Genomic DNA, 17,114 nt, shown 5'->3' with positions numbered 1-17,114 from the left:
ATAAAATGAAACTTCCATTTCGTGTACTACTGCTTATGTATTCATCACTCTTCAAAATGTGCACAGAGAAAAGAGGATACGATACGCATCCTCTTTTCAAATCATTATTTACCTTCTTTTCCAGTGATATATGCCCATTTGTAGCTATATTGGGAACCAACGTTGTGCTTATAAATATTGTGTACAGTTGGACGTTGTAAGAATGCTCGTCCCGGTTGATACATCGGTACGATTGCTGTTTCATCCTCAAGCAGGATTTTTTCAGCTTTTGCCATTTCTCCCCAACGCTTTTTTGGATCTGTTAGCAATTCACCTTGAGATTTCTTAACAATCTCATCATATTTTGCATTTGAATAACTCATTTCGTTTTGTGGATTTCCTGTTTGGAACATATCTAAGAAGGTCATTGGATCCGCATAATCTGGGGTCCAACCCGCATAAGACATATCATAATCTTGCGCTGTTTCTAATTTTAATTTTTGCTTAAACGGCTGAAGTTTAATATTCACTTTTAAACCTGGTAAGTTTTTCTCAAGTTGCTCTTTTAAGTATTCACCAATTTTCTTTGCACTATCCGTATCATAGTTTAAGAACTCAATTGTCACTTCTTCTTTACCCAATTCTTTTTTCGCTTCTTCCCAAACTTGTTTCGCTTTCTTTACATCCGTTTTGATGCCTGTAGATTTATATGTTTCATGGTAATCCTTCCCATCTGGTCCTGCAGCAAACTTTTCTGGAATAAGGGCATCTACTGGTTTAGAACCATCATTTAAGATAACATTTGCTAATGCTTTTTTATCAAAGGCCATCGCAATTGCTTCCCGGACTTTCTTATTCTTTAATACTGTATCTTGACCGTTACGTTTTTGGTTTAAACGTAAGAAGTACGTTGACGGTTCTAACAGCGTTCCAAATTCATCTTTATTTGCTTTATATTTATCAACATATTCGGCTGTTAAACCAACGCGATCAAGTTGACCGCTTTCATATAAGTTAACACGAGTTGATTGTTCTTTTACAACGCTCCAATTGATTTCATCTAATTTAACTGTTCCCTTATCCCAGTACTGGTCGTTTTTCTGTAATTTCCAACCTTGTTCATGTTTCCATTCTGTCATTTTAAACGGTCCATTATAAACCATCTTATCAGCTTCTAAACCGTATTTATCCCCATGTTCTTTTACAACTTTCTCATTTAACGGTAAGAAAGATGTAAATGCAGTTAAACCAAGGAAATATGGAACAGGATTATCTAATTCTACTTCTAATGTGTAATCATCTACTGCCTTTACACCTAAAGAATCAACTGGTGATTTTCCTTCGTTAATCGCTTTTGCATTTTTCATATCATACATAATAAATGCATATTCAGCTGCTGTTTTCGGATCTAACAGACGTTGCCATGCAAAGACAAAGTCTTTTGCTGTTACTGGATCTCCATTTGACCATTTTGCATCTTTACGAAGTTTAAATGTATACTTTTTACCATCATCGCTCTTTTTATAAGATTCTGCGATACCTGGAATTGGTTTATTGTCCTTATCAAGACGATATAAACCTTCCATCGTATTCCCTAAGATAAGAGAAGAAACTGTATCTGTTGATTTTGAAACATCCATTGAAGGAATTTCTTGTGCTTCTACTAAGTTTAGCACTTGTTTTGCTGCTAACTTACCTTCTGTTTGTTTATCTCCATTTTTCGGCTCTGTGCTTGCTTTTTTGTCCCCTGCCCCAGAACATGCTGTTAGCGCCACGCTCATCGTTAATACCGATGCTACTACAGCTGTGATTTTTTTCAGCTTTTTTTTCATTTTGTACCCTCCCTAATTTTATGTACGATACTAATTATGAGAAATCTCCTATCAACTTTATGCTTCTATAAAATTGCCAGAAAATTTCTATTAATCAATATTTTACTAGTTTTCCCTTTTTTGTAAAGTTATATTATTGAAAAATCAGAAAATTATTTTAATACAGAGATATTTATATTCATTCTATGAAATTAATTGAAACTTCCATTTCGTGTTTGCATATGTATTCATCACATGTCAAAATGTACACAGCGAAAAGAGGATACGATATCGCATCCTCTTTTCTAGTGATTATTTACTGTCTTTTTCAGTGATATATGCCCATTTGTAGCTGAAATCGCCTCCAACATTATGCTTGTAAATATTGTGTACAGTTGGACGTTGTATGAAGGAAGCTCCACGTTGGTAAACTGGTGCAATTGCAGCTTCATCAAGTAATATTTTCTCTGCCTTTGCAAGTTGTTCCCAACGAGTTTTCGGTTGAGTTAATAAATCTGTTTTACCTTTTTTAACAATCTCATCATACTCCTTATTTGAAAAACTCATTTGATTATGAGAGTTTGTCGTTTCGAACATATCGATATATGTCATCGGATCTGCATAATCAGGACCCCAACCACCGAAAGAAATATCGAAGTCTTGTGCTGTTTCTAATTTTAATTTTTGTTTAAACGGTTGATTTTTCAAGTTAATTTTTAAGCCTGGTAAGTTTTTCTCTAACTGCTCTTTTAAGTACTCACCAAGTTTTTTCGAATTGTCGTTATCAAAGTTTAATAATTCTAGAGTAATTTCATTCTTTCCTAATTCTTTTTTCGCTTCTTCCCAAAGCTTTTTTGCTTCTTTCGTATCAAATGCTACAGCTTTTACATCACCGTTCACTTTACGGAAATCTTTATCATCCGGACCTTTTACGAATTCAGTTGGTACAAGATAATCTGCTGGTATAGAACCGTTATTTAAAATTACATTTGCCAATGCTTTCTTATCAAACCCTTTTGCAATCGCTTGACGAAGCTTTTTATTTTTTAAAGGTGTATCTTGTTCTTTCATTCGTTTTTGATTTAAGCGTAAGAAGAACGTAGATGCCTCTACATAAGTTCCAAATTCATCTTTTCTCGATTTAAATTTATCTACATATTCAGCACTTAAACCTATGCGATCGATTTGACCACTTTCGTATAAGTTAACGCTAGTTGATAATTCTTTTACAACACTGAAATTAATTTCTTCTAACTTAACTGTTTTCTTATCCCAATATTGATCATTTTTCTTCAGCTTCCATCCTTGTTCATGTTTCCATTCTGTCATTGCAAATGGACCATTGTACACTAACTTGTCTGCTTCTAAACCGTATTTATCACCTTTTTCTTTTACAACTTTTTCATTTAACGGATAGAAAGATCCAAATGTTGTTAATTGAATGAAATATGGAACTGGATTGTCTAATTCCACCTCTAATGTATAGTCATCAACAGCTTTTACACCTAAAGAATCTGCTGGTTGTTTACCTTCGTTAATTGCCTGTGCATTTTTCACATCATACATAATGAATGCATATTCAGCTGCTGTTTTGGGATCTAATAGACGTTGCCATGCAAAAACGAAATCTTTTGCTGTTACAGGGTCTCCATTTGACCATTTTGCATCTTTACGAAGTTTAAATGTATATTTTTTACCATCATCGCTCTTTTTATATGATTCCGCCACACCTGGAGTTGGTTTTTGGTCTTTATCAAGACGATATAACCCTTCCATTACATTGTTTAGTGTAAGGAAAGACACTGCGTCCGTTGCTTTAGAAGAATCCATCGATGGAATTTCTTGTGTTTCTACTAAGTTTAACACCTGTTTTGCCGCTAACTTACCTTCTGTTTGTTTGTCTTCATTTTTCGGCTCTGTACTTTCTTTTTTGTCCCCTGTCCCAGAACATGCTGTTAGCGCCACGCTCATCGCTAATACTGGTGCTACTACAGCAGTGATCTTTTTCATCTTTTTCATTTTGTACCCTCCCTAATTTTCATGTACGATACTAACTACCAGGAATTTTCTGGTAACTTTATACCCCTAATAATTATTAGAAAATTCTACAAATTAACATTCTACTCTATTTCCTTATTTCGTAAAGTTATGTTATTGAAAATTCAAAAAAATAATTTCGTTACAGTAGTACTAATAATCTATTCTATAAAAAACTCCCAAAAATAGCCCCCTCACTATATGAATGCTATAACTCTTTTGTTTATTACTAATTTGTTAAACTCGTATAAACCAATTATTTGAATGATATTGTATTCCTATACATTTCTTTCTTCTCTCCTTTCTTTTGCACCTCTTATGTTTTGTCTGACAAATTCATTTTTTACTTCGCACAACAATAGCAACCTTCTTATTCTTTCTTGCATTAAATAAATTCGTTCACTTTGATTTTTCAACAGATAAATTGTTGAAATACATCGTCATCTACTCTCTTTCCTTAAATTTATATCAGTTTTTCTACTTGTATAGATTCCTTGACATAAGCTTTTTCAAAAACAAGTATTATTATTTTAAACATACAGCCGTTATTACAACAAAAAGCAACCTTATCTCAGTTGAATAGCGAAATAAGGTTGTTTGTATTTTATATAATATTTATATTGCATCTTTATAAAGGTAAATCTCTTCTCTTAAACAGCATAACAGCCATTACAAAAAGAATACAAGATGCTGCAAGTAAACCAATGCTTGACGGCCATATGTTATATGTTCCATCCACAATTTCTTGCGGACGATACAGGCTAAATATAGATAGATTTCTCATCCATTCCAATTTCTCACTCAATTTCCCTATCATATCTAATCCATAAAACAATACTGTTATACCTGTAGAAATACTTAACGCTTTCTTTTCATCATTCAGTAAACAAGAAAAGAAAAATGAATAGGCACAAATAACAAGAAACACAAGTCCACCAAGAAAATTGAGTTTTAAAAATAGTACTTTATCAAGGGATACTTTTTCAATTAGCCATTCTGCCCCAGCTAAACCGCCAAGATAAGTAGCTATAACGATTGTAAACAATCCGATGAGTAAGACAGATGCTTGTGTCAAAATTACCTTTGTACGTGAAACAGATGTCGATAATAAATATGCCATCGATCCTCTATCAACTAGATGAGCAACGAGTTGTGTCGATGCTAAAATACTATACACCATTAATAGCAAAACAAAGATTAACCCATAATATTCTCCAGCTAAAAAATCACTCAATTGGTTAAACCCTTTTTCAAACCCTACTGCTTTTAAAACCCCTTTCGGCATCGCTTTCATTATTTCATCTATTCCCTTTGCAGATGAAATCGATGGAAAGATCCAAATGAGTAACCATAAATAAAGAACGGAACCGATAGCATAGTTCAAAATCATTTTTGCATTTGCTTTTAAACTAGCAACAAATAACGCTTTACTCATAACCGATCTTCTCCTTCCGCATCATAATAATGCATAAAGATATTTTCTAAATCCATTGTTCGCACTTGAAAACCAATTACATCGTGCTGCGCTAATGTTTGAAGAAGTTCATTATAGTTTCCTTGTACAATAATAGAAGCTGTATTGCCTTGTACATTTTCAATTTGCAAGGCTGTTTTCTTTAATGATTGCAATTCTTCGTGCGAAGATACTGTCACATCGATAACTTGTCGTTGTTTCGCTCGCAAATCATGAATGTTTTCTACTGTTAATAATTTTCCGTCTTTAATAATGCCAACTCGATCACAAGTACGTTCAATTTCCGTGAAGATATGGGAAGACATAAAAATGGTTTTTCCTTTTTGTTTTTCTTCTAATATAAGATCAACAAATAATTGCTGCATGAGCGGATCTAAACCTGAAGTCGGTTCATCTAAAATGAGCACATCAGGATCATGCATAAAGGCTGCTACAATCCCTACCTTTTGTTTCATTCCTTTAGACATTTTTCGAATAGGCGTTTTCACATCAAACTGAAAGCGTTCAATTAATTCATCACGGCGGCCGTTATTCTTCATCCCACGCATTCCTTGCATAAGTTGTAAAAATTCCATCCCATTCATTCCTTCAATAAAAGAAATCTCTCCTGGTAAGTAACCAACACTTCTTTGAATTTTTGCTGCGTCTTTCCAACAATCAAGTCCAAAAATCGTCGCTGTTCCAGAAGTAGGTTGTATAAACCCCATTAAATTGCGAATTGTCGTTGATTTTCCAGCTCCATTTGGTCCTAAATAACCAAATACTTCCCCTTCTTTTACTTGAAATGAAATATCGAATAAACCTTTTCCGTTTGAAAATTGTTTCGTCACATTTTGAACAATTAACATAAAATCACCCCTTTTTGAAATATTTCATACATCATATTTCAAAAATATTATACTCCTCCGTAACAAAGGAATCAACATTTTTTGAAATTTAATAACGTCCATATTTCAAAATTGTTGTTTCTCTTCTTATTATCTTGTATATTTAAAAGGAGGTGATTCAATATGAACGGGTTTGAAAAGGTGAAAAAAAAGAAAAAACAAGCCATTAAAGCCGCTGCCTTAGAGTTATTTTCTAAACATGGGTATAAAGATGTAAAAATAGAAGATATTGCAAAGCAAGCTAAAGTTTCACAAGTTACAATATATAATCATTTTGGGAGTAAAGATGCTTTATTTCGTGAACTCATTCAAGAGTTTACAATTCAAGAGGTCCATTATTATGAAGAACTGTTAACGAGCGACTTATCTTTTCAAGAAAAAATACAGCGCATTATGACTCAAAAATTACAAAGTATACACCGTTTACATCCTGAAATGATTGAACAAGCAATGCAAACAGATGAAGAATTGCGTAATTTTCTATTTACATATCAAAATGAAAAAGCGCTTCCCCTTTTTCTTCGCTTTATTGAAGAAGCACAGCAGAAAAAAGAAATTAATCCAAATATTTCAAAAGATATGATTTTGTTATATATCGGTGCTTTTTCTAAGATGAGTGATCAATTCGTTACACACTTAGTTGGTGAACATCGTGAACAGCAAACAAAAGAAATCCTCACGATGTTTTTCTATGGACTTTCTAATCCAAACTAAAAACCCGGCCGAGGCCGGGTTTTCCCATTATTTACTTACTTCTCCTTCTTGCTTTCCTGGATACTTCGCACCTTCGTACTTATAAATGTAAACTTTAGCAAATTTGTTATCACCTTTATCGTCGAAGGCTACTTTCGTAATTACGCCATCGTATTCTTTTATAGCACGAACGGCATCGCGTACTTGTTCACGTGTTGGATACTTACCGTCATTTTTCTTAATAGCATCTTTTATTCCTTGTAAAATAACACCAGCTGAATCATATCCGTATGCAGAGTATGCTTCCACATCTTTTTTAAATTTCTCTTTATATTCTGTTACAAATACTTTCCCTTTCTCTGTTACTGTTGGTGCTGTCGCTACTGTTGTATAATACGTATCTTTTAATCCATCTTTTGCAACTTCTCCCATTGTTGGAGAATCGATACCGTCACCACCCAAAATTGGTGCTGCAACCCCTTTTTCACGCGCTTGTTTTACTAAAACGGATCCTTCTGAATACATACCACCAAAATACACAAGGTCTGGCTTTTTCGCGACAACTTGGTTTAACACACCACTAAAATCTTTCTCACCAACTGTAATCCCTTCATAACCAACAATTTTTGCTCCTAGCTTTTCTGCTTCTTTTTTAAATGCGTCAGCTAACCCTGTACCGTATGCCGTTTTATCTTGAATTACAAAAATATTTTTTGCCTTTATTGTTTCAAGCGCATATTTCGCTGCCGCCGGACCTTGGAAATCATCTCTTGCAACAAGGCGCGCTACAGTCTTTAATCCACGTTCTGTTAATTCAACTGCCGTACTTGATGGTGATACCATAACAAGATTTGCTTTCTCATACGTTTCAGAAGCGGCAATAGATACACCTGACATTAAATGTCCGACAACGCCTAATACCTCTTTATCAGCCGCGACAGACTGAGCATTAGCAACCCCTTTTTTCGGGTCACCTTGATCATCTTGCGGAACAAATTGCAATTCAAAGCCTAGTTTTTTAAACTCTTCTTTTTGTTTCTCTACTGCAAGCTGCGTTCCAAGCTTAATAGATTCTCCAAACGCAGCCGACCCACCAGAAAGAGGGGATTCAGAGGCAATTTTAATTACTTTACTTGTCCTTGCTTCATTTTTCGTAGAGGCTGAATTATCATTTCCTTTACCCGTACACCCTGCCATCATTCCCGCTAATAAAACCCCTGATAACAAAAGCGATATCTTTTTCTTCACAGTACTCCCCCTAATTTCATAATATTTTTAATATTTAAAATACTAATCTATACATAAAGGTAGTACAATAAAAATCGTTAGTGTTTTCTCGTAAAATTCCGACATGATATGCTAACATACAAAAAGAGTCAGTGTATACACTGACTCTACCATTTCACTATAATTCCTTGCTGACTACTTTGTAAACAAGCCATAATAACACGAATTACATTTAGAGCTTCCTCTGCTGTAACAGGCGGCATTTCTCGTTTCATTATTGCATCTCGGACACCTTTATAATAGTTATCATAACATCCTATTTCTGTTGGAACACGAATTTCTTGTTCCTCTGTAGAAAGAACAGTGTACATAGGCATAGCATCCTCTCCATATCCTTCATCACCAGGTTTATTTCCTGCCTTTAGCTGCTCTTCTTGAGAATCCATTCCATATTTAACAATCGATCCTTTCTCACCGTGAATGCTAAAATGTGGCCCTGCATATTTAACGTGACTACCACTATGAAGAATAACACGAATTTCTTCATAATAAAGAATAATATGAAAATAATCATCTATTTGCGCTCCTGGACGTTGATTGACAACATCTGCATAAACTGCTTCCGGCATCCCAAATAAATGTAACGCTTGATCAATGAGATGTGAACCTAAATCAAATAATATTCCTGATCCTGGCAATTTGTGTTCTCTCCAACGATCACGAACATGCGGACGAAATCTATCAAAGTGAGCCTCATACGTATAAACTTTACCAATTTTATTATCTTGTAACAGTTTATGAATTGTTCTGAAATCGTTATCAAAGCGACGATTATGATATACACTTAACACAACGCCATGCTGCTTCGCTAATTCTATCAATTCTTCTCCTTCTTCAACAGAAACAACAAAAGGTTTTTCAACGACAACATGTTTACCATGCAACATTGCCTTTTTTGCATATTCAAAGTGCGTTGTGTTAGGAGATGTAATGATGATAAGATCAATGTTTTCTTGCATAACAAGCTCATCGATTGTTGTCACAACTTCTACATGTGGAAATGATGCTTTTACTTTCTCTTCTTGTGAAGATACAATCACACGGATTTCGTAGTCTTCGATTGTTTGCAGCAGCGGAATATGGAAGGTTGTACTAGAAAACCCGTAACCTACAACCCCAACACCTATTTTATTCATAAAACCCCTCCAAATTATATATGGACTATAATGAATTTTTATTATATCAACTTATCTTTTTTCTACATAATGTTTTGCTTTTTATATTGGTAACATAGATGAACATGCAAAAAAGCCACCCTACTTAGGGTAGCCCTCATATTATGCTAAATACGTTTCTTTCACAAATTCATTATGCAGCAATGATTTTCCTTCTCCTACCATTTTAATTTCTCCTGTCTGAATTACATAGCCACGATGTGCAATTTGCAGGGCTTGATATGCATTTTGTTCAACAAGTAGAATCGTCATTCCTTCTTTATTAAGCTCTGAAATAATTTCAAAGATTTGCTCAACAATAATTGGCGCAAGTCCCATTGAAGGCTCATCTAACATAAGTAAATGAGGCCCGCTCATGAGCGCACGTCCAATTGCAAGCATTTGCTGTTCACCACCACTCATCGTACCACCCTTTTGTTCTAGCCGTTCTTTTAACTTTGGAAAATAGTGAAAGGTACGCTCCATCCGTTCCTTCACTATTCTCTTATCCTTTACTGAAAATGCTCCCATCTCCAAATTCTCTTTTACTGTTAGGCGTGAAAAAATACGTCTTCCCTCTGGTACATGAGCAATTCCGGATAAAGCTGTTACGTGCGGAGATTGTTTCGTAATCTGTTTACCCTCAAACGAAATTTCTCCTGACTTCGGTATAACAAGGCCACTAATCGACTTTAATGTTGTTGATTTTCCAGCGCCATTGCATCCAATAAGCGTTACAATTTCGCCTTTTCCTACAGAAATATTAATGCCTTTTAATGCGTGAATACCACCATAATACGTATTTATATTGATAAGCTCTAGCAAAATACTCCCCTCCTTTTTTATCTTTTTCGAATAATTTTTTATCAATTTTTTATTTTATTCCACCTTACTTCTCTAACACGGCACTTTTCCCTAAATACGCTTCAATAACTTTTGTATTGTTACGAATATCTTCCGGGCTTCCTTCTGCAATTTTTTCACCGTGATCTAATACAATGATATGCTCAGAAATCTCCATGACAAGTTTCATATCATGTTCAATTAATACAATTGTAATGTCCAGTTCTTCACGCATACGATAAATAAGAGCTGTTAATTCTTTCGTTTCTTTTGGATTCATTCCAGCTGCTGGCTCATCCAATAGTAATACTTGCGGTTTCGTCGCAAGCGCTCTAGCAATTTCAAGGCGACGCTGTGCCCCGTACGATAAATTTTGCGCTTCTTCATTTAATAAGTGCGCTAAACCAACATATTCTAGAAGCCCATATGCTTTTTGCTGCGCTCGTTCTTCTTCTCTCGTTACCCTTGGCAAATGTAACAAAATCCCCAAAAGATTACTTTTCAAATGATTGTGAAGTCCTACCATTACATTTTCAAGTACCGTCATATTGTTAAAAAGACGAATATTTTGAAACGTACGAGCAATACCATGCTTTGAAATATTATGCGGCTTGGAACCAGTTATCCTTTCTTCTCCAAGGAGAATGTCACCTTCATCTGGCTTATACACACCTGTTACCATATTAAAAAACGTCGTTTTCCCTGCCCCGTTCGGTCCAATTACAGCTGTAATCGACCCTTTTTTTACTTTCATATCAACACTTTTCACTGCAACAAGTCCGCCAAACTGTTTCGTAATATTTCGAACTGTTAAAATCGTCATATTCTCACCCCTAGGCTCCAAATACATTCTCTTTTTGTGTTTGCGATTCGATTTGTTTTATCCCGCCTTTTTTCAACTGCTCTTCATTAAATTTCCGATTTTTTGCAGGTATGAGTCCTTGTGGTCGATATAAAGCAAATAAAATTAAAATTCCACCAAAGATGAAGCGTTGCATTTTAGCTGGAGAAAGTGCATCCGGAATCGCAATCGTTCCACTTAAGTTTAATTGGTTTAACCAGTTTGTTAATTCAGTAAGTACTTGTAAATTTAAAATTGTCATAACAGCTGCTCCTAAAATAACCCCTGGCACACTCCCCATACCACCAAGCAACACCATAACAAGAATGGTAATCGACTCTAGTAATGTAAAACTTGTTGGATCGACAAAAGTTTGTTTTGCGGCAAAGACAACACCCATCATTCCAGAAAATGAAGCACCGATTGCAAATGCTAGCAGCTTTGTTTTCACAAGCGGAATTCCCATTGCTTGAGCTGCAATTTCATTTTCACGAACTGCCTTCCACGAGCGGCCTATTTTCGAAAACTCTAATCGTTTTACAATAAAGATTACGAGTAGTAAAATACAAAGCACAATGTAATACACTTGACTCGATTGCAAAAATGTAAACCCGAATAAAGAAGGTGGTTTTACAGAAGATAAACCCATTGCACCATTCGTTATATTGACTGGTTTATCTAAATTATTAAAAATAATACGGATAATCTCCCCAAATCCAAGTGTCACAATTGCTAAGTAATCACCTTTCACACGCAACACCGGGATGCCTAGTAGGACCCCAAACACTGCCGCAATAAAACCGCCTAGTAAAATAAAAATCCAAAAACTTTCTCCTGACAATGGGTAATGACCAAATGGCATAAAGTTATTTGCTTGCGCTGTTGCAAAAATACCATATGTGTAAGCTCCTATTGCAAAAAAAGCAACAAATCCTAAATCTAGCAATCCCGCAAAGCCGACAACGATATTTAACCCTAGCGCCATTGCAATATAAATTCCAACTAATGTTGCTACTTCCATATAAGATTGATAAGCAGGGCCACCGCTTGCTGTTAATGGAAGCAATATAATTAACACAAATAACCCTATTAACCATTTCCATTTACTGTGTAAATTTGTGTAATACAATAATAAAAGAGACAATAGTAATAGTAGAAATGCCGTTACTGACTTTTGTGCAAAATATAAACTTGCAGCAGTTATACCCAAATAAAGGACTAACAGTATAAGTTGCAACTTCGTATTTTCCCTTATCATTTCTAACCGTTTTGTCATTAAGATCACCTACACTTTCTCGGCAACTGCTTTGCCGAAAATGCCTTCTGGTTTAAATATTAAAACGAGAATTAAAATTCCAAAGGCAAAGACATCCTTATATTCAGCTCCCAATATTCCAGAAGATAAAATGGATAAATTTGCAGCGGCGAACATTTCTAGTAGTCCAAGTAATATACCGCCAACCATTGCACCTCGAATATTACCAATCCCACCCAAAACAGCTGCTGTAAAAGCTTTTAATCCTAAAATAAAGCCAATATACGGATCTATTGTTCCGTATTGTACAGCAAACAAAACACCTGTTGCTCCGCCAAGTGCGGAACCGATAAAAAACGTAAGAGAAATTACCTTGTTCACATTTACTGACATTAATGAAGCAGTATCACGATCTTGTGCAACAGCACGCATCGCCATTCCCCATTTTGTTTTATTGACGAAAAAGTCTAAAGAGAGCATCATAATAACCGCAAGAATGAGTAGAATAAGTGAAGATGTTTTAAGCTTGGCGTTATTAAAAGAAGACATAATTGCTGAAGCCTGTACTGTAATTTGATCATTGAATAAAGTAGGACCTGTTATAATGTAATTTCCTTTTTTTAATTCAGCAATAAAACGAACGATATCTTGCAGTAGAAAAGAAACACCAATTGCTGTAATTAACGTAATCAGTTTCGGTGCTTTTCGAAGCGGTCGATACGCAACCCTTTCAATGCCCATCCCAAGAAAACCCGTTATAAGAGATGTTGCAACTAAAACAAGTAACAATGCTAACAGAGCTGGCATAACCGTCATCCACCCAAACCCCATAAAAACAAGAAAAATTGTTGTACCAATAAAAGCACCCGTCATAAAAATTTCACCATGAGCAAAATTTATAAGTTCTAATATCCCATATACCATCGTATATCCTAATGCAACAACCGCATACACTGCACCAAGTGTTAATCCGTCAATTAGCACTTGAGGAAGGGTATGCATTATTTCTCCGAACATAGAAATTCCTCCCCTTTATTTTTCTCTAAAAAAGGTACGGAACATAAGCACCGTACCCATATCATCTTACTTTTTCTCTACTTCTCCTTCCTGTCTTCCTGGATACTTTTGCTCTGCAAATTTATAAATATATACTTTTGCAAACTTATTATCCCCCTTGCTATCAAACCCTACGTTTGTTACCGCTCCTTCAAAACTATTTGTTTTCCGAACAGTGTCGCGCACTTGTTCCCTTGTTGGCATTTTGTTGTTATTTACTTTAATCGCATCTTTCACTCCTTGCAGTAGTACACCCGCAGCATCATATCCATAAGCCGAATATCCTTCTACCTCTTTATTAAATTTTCTCTTATAATCATCTGCAAACTTCTTTCCTCTTTCTGTCGTTTTGGAATCAGCAGCGATAGAAGTGTAATACGTATTCTCAATAGAATTACCTGCAATTTCTACCATCGTTGCTGAATCCATACCATCACCGCCCATAAACGGGACCGTAAGACCTTTTTCACGGGCTTGCTTCACTAACAGTCCACCTTCTGCATAGAGACCACCAAAATAAATTAAATCAGGGTTTTTCGCGAGTACTTTATTTAACACACCGTTAAAATCTTTCTCCCCAACCGTAATAGATTCATAACCTGCTATCGTTCCACCTAATTTTTCAACTTCTGTTTTATATGCTTTAGCTAAACCGGTTCCATAAGCTGTTTTATCATCAATAATAAAGACGCTTTTTGCCTTCAATGTTTTCAATGCAAACTCTGCCCCAGCAGGACCTTGAAAATCATCTCTTGTACATATACGATTTACTACTTTCAAATTACGATCCGTTACTTCAACAGCAGTATTTGTAGGTGATACCATAACAACATTATTTTTTTCATACACTTCAGAAGATGGGATTGCAACTCCTGAATTCATATGGCCAACGACACCGAGTATTTCTTTGTCAGCACCAATAATCTGTGCGTTTGCAACACCTTTTTTCGGATCCGCTTGGTCATCATATGGCACAAACTTTAGTTCATATCCTAATTTTTTTAACTCTTCTTTTTGTTCTTCTATTTTCAATTGTGCACCAAGTTTAATTGCTTCTCCTTGCGTTGCAGAACCGCCAGAAAGCGGTGATTGCGTCGCTATTTTTATGACCTTTCCACCACCCGTACTTGCTGTATCGGTATTACCATTTGTTTTATCGTTGCATCCTGTTAATAAACCAAACATACACACCGCCGATAGAAAGAAAGCCAAATTATTCTGTTTTCTCACTCATACACCTCCAAATTTTTATTTTTCTAAATTTTTTAAATATTTAGTTAAATGATAATAGAAGTGTTATATTTGTACAACTACTATTCTTCATACAAATTTAGACAAAAACGCCCGACTTATTATATAAGTCGGGCGTTTTCTTACTGTTCTTTTTTCTGCGGCCACGTTTCGACAACAAGACCAACATCACTTACATCTATTAATAAACTTCCGTTACTATAACGATCTTTATTCCGAAGTGTTTGCGGATCAATTTCTTCTATCATTTGTTTTTCTGTCCGCATACACACAATTTCATCATCTCGAACGACTTCCACACCAACAATGCGATATGGATTCTTTTTCAATTCTTTAAAGATAACAAGACCTCGTTTTGCTCTTGTCGATTTTTCAATTTCTGCTGCTTTTAATCGTTTTACAGCGCCTCGTTGCGTAACAAGAACGAGCTGATCTTTCTTATGATTTATAGGAAGACCTTTTGCAACATAGTCATCTTCTTTCACATTCATTCCTTTTACACCAGCTGCCCGTACACCAACTGGGCTCACTTCTTCTTCACTGAAAACAAGCGCATAGGCACCGTGCGTAGCAAGAAGAATATCTTGCGTTCCATCTGTAACAAAAATATCGACGACTACATCATCTTTCTTTAAATTAACCGCGACAAATGCACGTGAATAACGCTGCACTTTATATTGATTTAATTCTGTTTTCTTAATCATGCCATTTCTAGTGACAAACGTAATAAATCGCTTCTCTTCCTCAAAATTCGGAACAACAGTTGCAAAGACGAGCATTTCATCACGGTCAAGCGAGACAATATTCGCTACGTGCTGTCCTAAGTCTTTCCAACGAATATCTGGCATTTCGTAAACTGGAAGATAAATATAGTTTCCTTTGTTTGTAAATAAGAGAATTGTTTCCGTTGTATTCGTATCAAAGCGATCTAATAATAAGTCGCCTTCTTTCATACCAAAATCTTTTCCATTGGAAGCATTATGAGAACGCCAACTTGTACGCTTTACATACCCTTCCTTCGTTACTGTCACAATCACATCTTCTTGTGGAATCATGACTTCAACATCAATTTTAATTTCTTCGATTTCTTCTTCAATCACAGAACGACGATCGTTACTATACGTTTTCTTAACCCTCTTTAAATCTGTTTTAATGACCTGAAGAAGCCTCTTTTCACTTTGTAGAATGGCCTTTAGCTCTGCAATTTTCTTTTGTAATTCTTCAGCCTCTTTTTCCAGAGCTGTAATATCTGTATTTGTTAAACGGTACAATTGAAGAGACACAATTGCCTCTGCTTGTACTTCTGTAAATGAGAATTTTGCAATTAAGTTATCTTTCGCATCACGTTTATCTTTTGACGCACGAATTACTGCAATAACTTCGTCTAAAATAGAAAGAGCTTTCATTAAGCCTTCAACAATATGTTGACGTGTTTCTGCTTTTCTTAATTCATACTGTGAACGCCTTGTTACGACCTCTTTTTGATGCCCGATATAAGAATCTAAAATTTTAGGAAGTGTCATCAAAGTTGGTCGGCGATTATGAATCGCTACCATATTGAAATTGTATGGTATTTGTAGTTCTGTATTTTTATATAAGTAATTCAAAATACCTTCTGCATTTGCATCTTTTTTCAATTCAATAACAATTCGAAGACCTGTACGATCTGTTTCATCACGTACTTCAGCAATTCCATCTAACTTCTTATCTAAACGAAGTTCATCCGTTTTCTTAACAAGATTCGCTTTGTTTACTTCATAAGGAATTTCTGTAATAACGATTTGCTGTTTTCCACCGCGAATTGTTTCCACTTCTGCTTTTCCGCGAATGATGATTTTTCCTTTTCCGGTTTCATACGCCTTCTTAATACCATCAAGGCCTTGAATAATTCCACCTGTCGGGAAATCTGGCCCTTTGATGACGGTTAATAACTCATCTACATTACAGTTTGGTTTATCAATGCGCATCATCGTCGCATCAATAACTTCTCCAAGATGATGCGGTGGAATTTCAGTTGCATAACCAGCTGAAATTCCCGTAGATCCGTTCACTAAAAGGTTGGGAAACATAGCTGGTAATACAACTGGCTCTTCACTTGTATCATCAAAGTTTGAAACAAATTCCACTGTTTCTTTATCAATATCACGCAATAACTCAGAAGCAATCGGTGATAAACGAGCCTCTGTATAACGCATTGCTGCTGCTGGATCCCCGTCGACACTACCATTATTTCCATGCATTTCAACTAATACGTTTCGTACTTTCCAATTTTGACTTAAACGCACCATTGCTTCATACACGGAAGAATCACCGTGGGGATGATAGTTACCAATTACGTTACCAACTGTTTTTGCAGATTTACGAAATGGTTTATCGTGAACATTTCCTTCCACATACATGGAATATAAAATGCGGCGTTGTACTGGTTTTAAACCGTCGCGCGCATCTGGAAGCGCACGATCTTGAATAATATATTTACTATAACGTGCAAAGCGATCGCCGAGCACATCTTCAAGCGGGAGGTCATGAAACTTCTCTGCCTGCAT

Annotated in this window: 13 protein-coding genes; 1 reads left to right on the top strand and 12 read right to left on the bottom strand. The window is 35.7% G+C overall.

Going from position 1 to position 17,114, the window contains the following annotated elements; all coding sequences use genetic code 11:
* Positions 1–104: 104 nt before the first annotated feature.
* The 4 genes from V7024_RS11035 to V7024_RS11020 all read right to left on the bottom strand — a co-directional run bounded on the left by V7024_RS11035 (position 105) and on the right by V7024_RS11020 (position 6,149).
* Entirely contained in the window at positions 105–1,811 is a 1,707-nt protein-coding gene (locus tag V7024_RS11035; protein ID WP_335519581.1) for a peptide ABC transporter substrate-binding protein, read from the bottom strand.
* A gap of 291 nt (positions 1,812–2,102) precedes the next feature.
* Positions 2,103–3,809 carry a peptide ABC transporter substrate-binding protein gene (locus V7024_RS11030; RefSeq protein WP_335519578.1) on the bottom strand — a complete coding sequence of 569 codons (1,707 nt, stop codon included), beginning with the start codon at positions 3,807–3,809 and terminating at the stop codon, positions 2,103–2,105.
* 646 nt (positions 3,810–4,455) lie between these two features.
* Entirely contained in the window at positions 4,456–5,262 is an 807-nt protein-coding gene (locus V7024_RS11025) for an ABC transporter permease subunit (RefSeq protein ID WP_335519575.1), read from the bottom strand.
* Positions 5,259–6,149 (bottom strand): ABC transporter ATP-binding protein, encoded by an 891-nt coding sequence (locus tag V7024_RS11020; RefSeq protein ID WP_335519572.1) that lies wholly within the window; start codon positions 6,147–6,149, stop codon positions 5,259–5,261. Before V7024_RS11020 ends, V7024_RS11025 begins: the two co-directional genes overlap by 4 nt.
* Before the next feature lie 162 nt (positions 6,150–6,311).
* Here V7024_RS11020 and V7024_RS11015 point away from each other — a divergent pair, with 162 nt between their 5' ends.
* Positions 6,312–6,902, top strand: coding sequence for a TetR/AcrR family transcriptional regulator (locus tag V7024_RS11015; protein WP_335519569.1), 591 nt, complete (start codon positions 6,312–6,314; stop codon positions 6,900–6,902).
* Positions 6,903–6,929: 27 nt separating this feature from the next.
* Here V7024_RS11015 and V7024_RS11010 read toward each other — a convergent pair whose 3' ends face one another.
* The 8 genes from V7024_RS11010 to parC all read right to left on the bottom strand — a co-directional run bounded on the left by V7024_RS11010 (position 6,930) and on the right by parC (position 17,114).
* Complete coding sequence (locus tag V7024_RS11010) at positions 6,930–8,081, bottom strand: branched-chain amino acid ABC transporter substrate-binding protein (protein WP_335519588.1); 1,152 nt, start codon at positions 8,079–8,081, stop codon at positions 6,930–6,932.
* Positions 8,082–8,275: 194 nt separating this feature from the next.
* Positions 8,276–9,304, bottom strand: coding sequence for an oxidoreductase (locus V7024_RS11005; protein ID WP_335519566.1), 1,029 nt, complete (start codon positions 9,302–9,304; stop codon positions 8,276–8,278).
* Between the two features lie 141 nt (positions 9,305–9,445).
* Positions 9,446–10,147, bottom strand: coding sequence for an ABC transporter ATP-binding protein (locus V7024_RS11000; protein ID WP_335519563.1), 702 nt, complete (start codon positions 10,145–10,147; stop codon positions 9,446–9,448).
* Between the two features lie 64 nt (positions 10,148–10,211).
* Positions 10,212–10,988 carry an ABC transporter ATP-binding protein gene (locus V7024_RS10995; RefSeq protein ID WP_335519560.1) on the bottom strand — a complete coding sequence of 259 codons (777 nt, stop codon included), beginning with the start codon at positions 10,986–10,988 and terminating at the stop codon, positions 10,212–10,214.
* Positions 10,989–10,998: 10 nt separating this feature from the next.
* The gene (locus V7024_RS10990; RefSeq protein WP_335519557.1) at positions 10,999–12,282 is read right to left on the bottom strand and encodes a branched-chain amino acid ABC transporter permease; all 1,284 of its coding nucleotides are present in this window, start codon (positions 12,280–12,282) and stop codon (positions 10,999–11,001) included.
* 9 nt (positions 12,283–12,291) lie between these two features.
* Positions 12,292–13,278, bottom strand: coding sequence for a branched-chain amino acid ABC transporter permease (locus tag V7024_RS10985; RefSeq protein ID WP_335519554.1), 987 nt, complete (start codon positions 13,276–13,278; stop codon positions 12,292–12,294).
* A gap of 66 nt (positions 13,279–13,344) precedes the next feature.
* Positions 13,345–14,547 (bottom strand): branched-chain amino acid ABC transporter substrate-binding protein, encoded by a 1,203-nt coding sequence (locus V7024_RS10980; RefSeq protein WP_335519551.1) that lies wholly within the window; start codon positions 14,545–14,547, stop codon positions 13,345–13,347.
* Between the two features lie 143 nt (positions 14,548–14,690).
* Positions 14,691–17,114 carry a DNA topoisomerase IV subunit A gene (gene parC, locus V7024_RS10975; RefSeq protein WP_335519548.1) on the bottom strand — a complete coding sequence of 808 codons (2,424 nt, stop codon included), beginning with the start codon at positions 17,112–17,114 and terminating at the stop codon, positions 14,691–14,693.

It is taken from the genome of Bacillus sp. JJ864 (assembly GCF_036963045.1).
Taxonomy (GTDB): Bacteria; Bacillota; Bacilli; order Bacillales; family Bacillaceae_G; genus Bacillus_A; species Bacillus_A pseudomycoides_C.
Note: the sequence above shows the minus strand (reverse complement) of the source record. Positions and strands in the feature narration are given on the sequence as shown.